Annotated in this window: 6 protein-coding genes; 5 read left to right on the top strand and 1 reads right to left on the bottom strand. The window is 42.5% G+C overall.

What is annotated here, in order from left to right; translation table 11 throughout:
- Positions 1-172 precede the first annotated feature (172 nt).
- On the bottom strand, positions 173-988 hold the full coding sequence (locus tag ACO4R2_RS00320) for a DUF5715 family protein (RefSeq protein WP_484768739.1): 816 nt from the start codon (positions 986-988) through the stop codon (positions 173-175).
- Between the two features lie 151 nt (positions 989-1,139).
- Here ACO4R2_RS00320 and ACO4R2_RS00315 point away from each other — a divergent pair, with 151 nt between their 5' ends.
- The 5 genes from ACO4R2_RS00315 (at position 1,140) to ACO4R2_RS00295 (ending at position 7,697) form a co-directional block, all read left to right on the top strand.
- Positions 1,140-2,135, top strand: coding sequence for a PhoH family protein (locus tag ACO4R2_RS00315; protein WP_484768738.1), 996 nt, complete (start codon positions 1,140-1,142; stop codon positions 2,133-2,135).
- Between the two features lie 64 nt (positions 2,136-2,199).
- Positions 2,200-3,141 (top strand): phosphoribosylaminoimidazolesuccinocarboxamide synthase, encoded by a 942-nt coding sequence (locus tag ACO4R2_RS00310; protein WP_484768737.1) that lies wholly within the window; start codon positions 2,200-2,202, stop codon positions 3,139-3,141.
- Between the two features lie 133 nt (positions 3,142-3,274).
- Positions 3,275-4,009 carry a bifunctional demethylmenaquinone methyltransferase/2-methoxy-6-polyprenyl-1,4-benzoquinol methylase UbiE gene (gene ubiE / locus ACO4R2_RS00305; protein WP_484768736.1) on the top strand — a complete coding sequence of 245 codons (735 nt, stop codon included), beginning with the start codon at positions 3,275-3,277 and terminating at the stop codon, positions 4,007-4,009.
- Positions 4,006-4,749 carry a shikimate dehydrogenase family protein gene (locus ACO4R2_RS00300; protein ID WP_484768735.1) on the top strand — a complete coding sequence of 248 codons (744 nt, stop codon included), beginning with the start codon at positions 4,006-4,008 and terminating at the stop codon, positions 4,747-4,749. Before ubiE ends, ACO4R2_RS00300 begins: the two co-directional genes overlap by 4 nt.
- A 131-nt stretch (positions 4,750-4,880) precedes the next feature.
- Complete coding sequence (locus ACO4R2_RS00295; RefSeq protein WP_484768734.1) at positions 4,881-7,697, top strand: outer membrane beta-barrel protein; 2,817 nt, start codon at positions 4,881-4,883, stop codon at positions 7,695-7,697.
- Positions 7,698-7,778 lie beyond the last annotated feature (81 nt).

The raw sequence follows: 7,778 nt of genomic DNA, 5'->3' as shown, positions 1-7,778 counted from the left end.
TTTTATTGAAACTTTTTTTGAGGAAAAAGAAGTATTGCTTATCCCGAATTGGGGTAATAAGGATGTCAGCTGACATCCTTATTGTATCTTAAAACGCAATAAGGATATTTTCGAAGATCTTTATTGTGTTTTATTACTATCTGGTGAAATTTTAGATAGGCCTAATCAAAGCTTATCGGCACGTTATGTGAAAGCATGGTTTGCGGTACTCGTATTTTATGTAGCAGGTTCCCAATTTGCGTTGGTCGTTAAGAACTTCGGCTAAGATACTCTTTAAGCGCGTTCCCCATTCTGTGGGACGTTTCGTTCCATCAGGATCATTCACGCGTTCAAATTTGTTGTAACCAATATCGAAAGTAGTTCCATATTGGTGGCAACTTTGTTCGGATGCATTCGAATTGAATCGCCGCAATCTTTCTACATCTTCTCGTGTTCTTGTGACGGAGGTGATAACAATCTTATGGAATCCTACGCCTTTACTTGCGCAAGAATCTATAAAGGAGCGCGCAATTTCATTGAGTAATGTAGCTGCACGGGGAATAAGATAGGGAATAGATTGATGTAGACGTTCAACTTTGTAGAAAGGATTGTCGCCAATATAAACCAGCTTATCTGAGTGTTTTATTGCCTCCGCTCGGTTAGCAATTACACTTTTCAATCCTAATCGTTGGGCTGTAGCTAACTGCACATCGTTCATGTCTGGAAATGCATCTGCAAAGGTTGGTACACTGACTACGCGATTCTTCACAGGTTGTCCATCTTTTGTCATCAGTTTTATATGTGCACGTGGGCGGAGGAAAATAGAGTCTACTTTGGCACTTTGCACTAAAATAGAATCCGTTTTTCCTTTTCTGTAAGAATAGAGGACGGAATCTACCGTATGAAGGCTGTATGAAAGAGTAAGATTCGGATTTGTGCATTTCACAATGAGGAGTATGAAGACAATCGTGAAGAATGAGCCCAGAAAGTGAAGTCGAGTGAATCGCATATATTTTATTTGCTAATAGCTTTTGATATTGTCGATAACAAAAGTACTAAAAAACGTGGGATTATGCTTTGCTTTCATTATTTTTGCAGGAAAATAACATATACTCCTATATGGCATCTTGTCGTGGAGTCTTTATTTATTCACTACCAGTTTGATAGAGAAACATTACGTTATCGAAGAGGCAGATCCTGTAGTATTTTATGGTGCAGGAAATGCTAATTTACGCTTGATAAGGGCACTTAATCCTAAGCTTCGTATAATAGGACGTGACAATATCCTAAAAGTGATGGGAGATGAAGTAGAAATGGTTGCCTTTGAAGAAACTTTTCAAGCGCTTATTGAACATTGTGTTAAGTTCAATACCCTCACAGAAGAAAACATCATAGATATAACTCGTGGTGAGACGACAAAGAATGAGATCGCAGAGGATGTTATAGTCTACAGTACAGGCGGACGTCCCATTACTGCTCGTTCTGAAAACCAACGCAAGCTTGTTGAAAATTTCAGCAAGAATGATTTGCTATTCGCTATTGGGCCAGCTGGTTCAGGAAAGACATATACGGCCATAGCCTTAGCTGTGCGTGCGCTTAAGAATAAGTCTATTCGTAAAATCATTTTGAGTCGTCCTGCTGTGGAAGCTGGAGAGAAGTTAGGTTTCTTACCTGGCGATATGAAAGAAAAGATAGATCCATATCTCCAACCGCTTTACGATGCACTGCAAGAGATGATTCCCGCAGCAAAGTTGCAAGAGTATATGGATACGAATGTTATTCAAATTGCCCCTCTAGCCTTTATGCGTGGTCGAACTCTGAATGACGCCATCGTGATTCTTGATGAAGCGCAGAATACAACTACAGCTCAAATAAAGATGTTTCTCACCCGTATGGGTAAAGATACTAAGATGATCGTTACTGGCGATTTAACGCAGATAGATCTACCGCTGAGTCAGAAAAGCGGTCTGAAGGAAGCACAGCGCATCCTCAAAGGAATCCCTGGTATTGCATTTGTAGAGCTGACAAAGAAAGATATTGTGCGTCACAAGCTTGTTACGCGTATCGTTGAAGCCTACGAGTCCGATGAAAAAGAACAGAAAATAAAACGTGAAGCAAAGTCTCAATCTGCTTCATCTTTACCCCCAAAAAGCTAACAAGGCAATTCTGCTGTTGGCTTTGCTGCCGACAACAGGAAAGCAAAAAAAAAATATAAACAAAATGAGTGCTTTAACAAAAACTGATTTTCATTTCCCAGGTCAGAAGGGAGTTTACCACGGAAAGGTTCGTGACGTTTATAACATTAACGACGAACAGTTGGTAATGATTGCAACGGATCGCATTTCTGCTTTCGATGTCATACTTCCCAAAGGTATTCCTTTTAAGGGGCAAGTTCTCAATCAGATTGCGGCAAAGTTCTTAGATGCCACTAAGGATATTTGTCCCAACTGGAAGTTAGCCACTCCCGATCCTATGGTTACGGCTGGCGTTCTTTGTAAAGGCTTTCCCGTTGAAATGATTGTTCGTGGATATCTCTGCGGTAGTGCTTGGCGTACCTATAAGAGTGGTGTTCGTGAGATTTGCGGTGTTCGTCTGCCTGACGGTATGAAAGAGAACCAAAAATTTCCAGAGCCAATCATTACTCCTACTACCAAGGCTGAGATAGGGGAGCACGATGCAGATATTTCTAAGGAAGAGATTCTTGCTCGTGGTCTAGCAACGCCTGAAGAATACGCTGTCTTGGAGAAATATACTATGGCGTTGTTTAAACGTGGTAGTGAGATTGCGGCAAAGCGCGGTTTGATTCTCGTAGATACGAAATATGAATTCGGACTTCACAATGGAGAGATTTATTTGATGGACGAAATCCATACTCCCGACTCTTCTCGCTATTTCTATAGTGAAGGCTATGAAGAGCGTTTTGAAGCAGGACAGCCTCAGAAGCAGCTCTCTAAGGAGTTTGTTCGTGAATGGTTAATGGAAAATGGTTTCCAGGGTAAGGAAGGACAACAAGTTCCCGAAATGACGGACGAAATTGTTCGTAGTATTAGTGAACGCTATATAGAGCTCTACGAACACATTACAGGCGAGAAGTTTGAAGGTGACGAGAGCGAAGGTCTTGCAGAACGCATTGAGCAAAATGTTGCAGCCTACTTGAAGTAAGTCTCTTTCTTCAATCATATTCATAAGGTTACGAGGTGCGAGGCAAGAAAAGTGTTCTCATACACCCTTCACTCGCATCTCGTAATCTTTTCTAATTTTTATTGTCTCCATTCTAAAACGCATTCTAAAGAAGATGTATAACCAAGAGAAGATAAAACCCTACAGTGAAGAAGGTCGAAAAGGTGAACAAGTAGAGAAAATGTTTGATAATATAGCTCCTACTTATGATCTTCTTAATCACTCCTTATCATTAGGCCTTGATCGCTATTGGCGCAATACAGCTATTGATACTCTTTTGCCTTATGCTCCCAAGCAGATTCTTGATGTGGCAACAGGAACCGGAGATTTTGCTTTGCTAGCTACTCGCCGATTGAAGCCAGAGCAGCTCTTGGGTGTGGATCTTAGTGAAGGAATGTTGGAAGTGGGACGTCGCAAAATTGCAGAAGCAGGCCTTTCTGACGTTATAAAGTTTCAAAAGGAAGACTGTATGAACCTGTCTTTGCCCGACAATGCTTTCGATGCTGTGACGGTGGCTTATGGTGTCCGAAACTTTGAGGATCTCGACCGTGGACTTTGTGAGATGCACCGGGTTCTTAGAGAAGGTGGCCGCCTTGTTATCATCGAACTCACTACGCCTCATTCTTTCCCGATGAAGCAAGTGTTCGGACTGTATTCTCACGTACTCATGCCGCTGGTTGGGCGGTTCATATCGAAAGATACAAAGGCTTACAACTATCTCCCCGCCTCAATGGAGGCATTTCCGCAAGGCGAGGAAATGCAAAAGATCCTGCAAAAAGCAGGTTTTAAGGACGTTCAATTTGAGCGTTTCACCTTTGGCTTGAGCACCCTCTATACCGCAACGAAATGACAGAGCACTACGGATTGATTGGTTATCCTTTGGGGCATTCCTTTTCTGCTCGTTTCTTTTCTGAGAAATTTGAGCAAGAGGGCATTGCAGCTATTTATAAAAACTATGAAATACTCAGGGCAGAGCAGTTGTTAGACATTATTCAAGATCCGCAGTTGCGAGGCTTGAATGTCACTATCCCTTACAAGCAATCCGTCCTGCCAATGCTCGACAGAATATCAGAAGAAGCCAAAGCCATAGGGGCGGTCAATGTCATTCGTGTAAGTCATGATGCCGATGGTACTCATCTTTATGGCTATAATAGTGATGTCGTGGGCTTTAGTCGATCAATTACTCCGCTGCTCAATCCCTCCCACAAACGGGCGCTGATTCTTGGAACAGGAGGGGCTTCTAAAGCCGTTGTGTATGGGCTTCAACAACTCGGCATTGCCTCTACTTTTGTTAGCCGGAGTAAGAAACCTGGGCAACTGACTTATGAAGAACTTACTCCGACAATCATGGCCGAACATACCGTTATTGTCAACTGCTCTCCTGTTGGAATGTTTCCGCACATAGATGAGGCACCTGCCATTCCTTACGCTTCGCTTACTCCTCAACACCTTCTTTACGATTTGGTTTATAATCCCGAGCAAACTCAGTTTATGACTCGCGGAGCAGCCCATGGAGCTGTGGTGAAGAATGGCCTTGAGATGCTCCATGTTCAAGCCCTTGTGGCGTGGGATTTCTGGCACGAAAGTTAGTCCTTCTATCTGTTGTCCTTCACGATATATATTAGTGCATTTATACAGATAAATGTAATTCTATTCTATCTTTTTTATTAGAATTCTTGTTTTGCTTAAAAAAAACTTACATTTGCGCAAAACAAAAGTCTATGAAAACTTCACGAAAAATCTTTATGGTAATGCTGTTGGCCATGCTATCTGTGCCAGTAGCAGCAGATGTTGTCGTCGGCAGAGTGATTGATGCCTTGACGAAGCAGCCTTTGGAAGAAGCAGTTGTGGCTGTTGAATCACACGTCGATAGAATGACTTTTGTGATTAATGCGCTAACTGATAGTTTAGGGAACTTCTCTTCTGATGCAATGGGTATGGCCACGCTCCGTGCTACCACGGTGGGATATAAAATTACTATTCGGCGATTTGTGGCGGGAGATTTGGGAGGAAATGATACCATACATATAGGAGATATTGCCATAGAGCCTTCCGATATTTTATTGAAGAGTGCTGTGGTTCAAGGCCATGCAAAGCGTTTCACGATGCGTGGCGATACGGTTGTCTTCAATCCTGCGGCTTTCAATCTAAGTGAAGGAGCTCGCTTAGAGGAACTCATAAAGAAACTACCAGGAGTTACTATCAAAGATGGGCAACTCTATTGGATGGATAAGCCCATCCGCATTTTGATGAATGGGCAACCCATGATGGCCAACAATGATCTGCTGACGCAGCAGTTGCCAGTAGAAGCTGTTGAGAATATTAAGGCTTATAACAAAGCCTCGAAGATGAAGGAGCGCACAGGCAAGGACGATGGAGCGGAAGACCACGTTCTTGATATTACTATTAAGCCTGGTTTCCTTGATAAGTGGTATGGCACGGCTTCTTTAACAGGGCAAACGCCCAAACGGGCGCAGGTGAATCTTGATGCCACTTATCTTTCAATCCATGACCCTGTCTTAGCAGTGTTCAACTGGGATAATTTGGCAAATCATGTATTGGAAAAAAGTTTTAGCAATTCAATGACAGGTTCTTACTCTCCTTTTGGCCGACAGCTCTTTGGTGCTTTGGGCTATAAACATCAAAAAGGAGAGGACTCTCAGGCTAGTTATATTTCTCCTTTTCTGAATATTGGCCGGACGGATACTTGGCAGAATACGCATAAAACTGAAGAAACATTCTTTCCTAACCAAGATAGAACTTTCCAGTTAACTGACCACTATGTGCGTAAGAATGTCTTTGACCCTAAGTTTATGTTGGAAGGTGAATGGAATCCAGATTCAGCCAACTCTTTGTCCTATTCGTTTGAAGCGGGATATAGTAAAGAAAATCATGTTGATAATACGCTTTATGGCGTTTATAGTGCCGACCCTTATTCGCTTGTCGATAATCCTTTGCATTCCAGTCTTCCAGCACTATTGGCTATAAGAACGGTCAACTCTGACACGCGGCAAACTACGCGCGAGGATGCGTCAAGCGTACAGGGAAAATTTAAATGGACACATTTCTTTGCCGACAAGAGTCAGCTGGAAATTGGTATGAATGCAGGAGGTAAGAGCGGAGTTGTTCGTGAGTTGCTCAATCGCGACATATCCTATGTGTCGCGTGCTCCTATTAGCGAGGTACAATATGGGCGCACTCCATCTCATTCTTCAAACCTAGAAGCGTTTGTAAGCTATGAGCGTTGGTTCGGGCGTAATTGTAGACTTTCAGCGAAGTATGAGTATGACCATGAGCGTGGTTTTGTTCGTGAGGATCTTTATAGGCTGAGCGATTTGCCCTCTTATGATGGCTTGTCTCCCTTTCCTCAGGATTCTCTTAATCGGGTTCGTGACGTGAATAATTCTTATCGTCGTCGCGATATCGGCAATTCGCAGAAAATCAGTCTTGACGCAACGTGGAATGTGGCCAATTTCCAATTCTTTCCATCTCTCGAAGTACAGAATCTGCACCGTCAACTTAACTATTTGCGTGGAAGAGTGGATACTACTTCCACACGTCGTGATTGGTATGTTAAACCAGAATTTTTTGTACAATGGAAAATTCGAAAAGGAGTCACGTTGAAGGGGGGCTATGAATACTCTGCTACTCCCGCAGACCAACTTAGCCAAATAGCTTGGGTGGACACTTCAAATCCGCTGTATATCACGGAAGGCAACCCGAACTTGAAAGATAGTTACACTCACCATGTTTCGCTTTCGTTTTTAGGAAATATTGCCCGTTCTGTACAGAGTTTTCAGTTCACGGCTGATTACCGACGCTTTGTGAATCCTATCGGGACTCTCTTTTCTTACGACTCTACAACGGGAGTCTATCGCTCTCGTCCCATCAATGTACGCGGAGGTTATGAGTGGGTGTTCGGCGGCAGTTATCAGCGTGCTTTGTCGGACTATTTCACAATGGGTGGAAGAAGCAGTGTTTCTCTGATTCGTAGTTATGGTTATCTAACGGCTACTCCTCTGGCACCTATCTCTGCTTTGAATCGTTCTCAGCAAACGCAGTTTAGTTTCCGCCCCAATTTGGTTTATGAAAGCCAAAAATTGCTATTAGAGTTGGCTAGCTCTTATTCTTTTAGCTATCGCAACAATAGTGAGACATTCAACTACAATAATCGCTTGGGGTCCTATTTTGCGAATTTCACAGCTCGTTATAAAATACCCAACTGGACATTTCAAACCAATTTCCGAGTTCAAGGTTATCATGGCTATGTCGTTCCAACCATGAATCGTCCACGCTTTATCTGGGATTCCAACATAGATTGGGGATTCTTACATGGGAAGGCTCATCTCACACTCTCGGTCGATGATATTCTCAATCAGCGACGTCTTTTCTTCACAGATGTATCTGCTTATAGTCGTACCGAGACCATCTTTGAAACCATGAACCATTTTGTTTCGTTGACATTTAAGTATCATTTTGATGCACACAAAACAAAAGAGGGGAGAGAACGTGAGAAGTATAATTATCCTTCAGAGTAAATAAAGACATTTATTGACTTTGTCAATAAACTTTAGATAGAGTGGAGGAAAAAGAGCCTATCAATGCTCGTTTTACTCAAT

The sequence above is a fragment of the Alloprevotella sp. genome, from assembly GCF_057240785.1.
The sequence above is the reverse complement of the archived record's forward strand: the minus strand, read 5'-3'. Positions and strand labels throughout refer to the sequence as shown.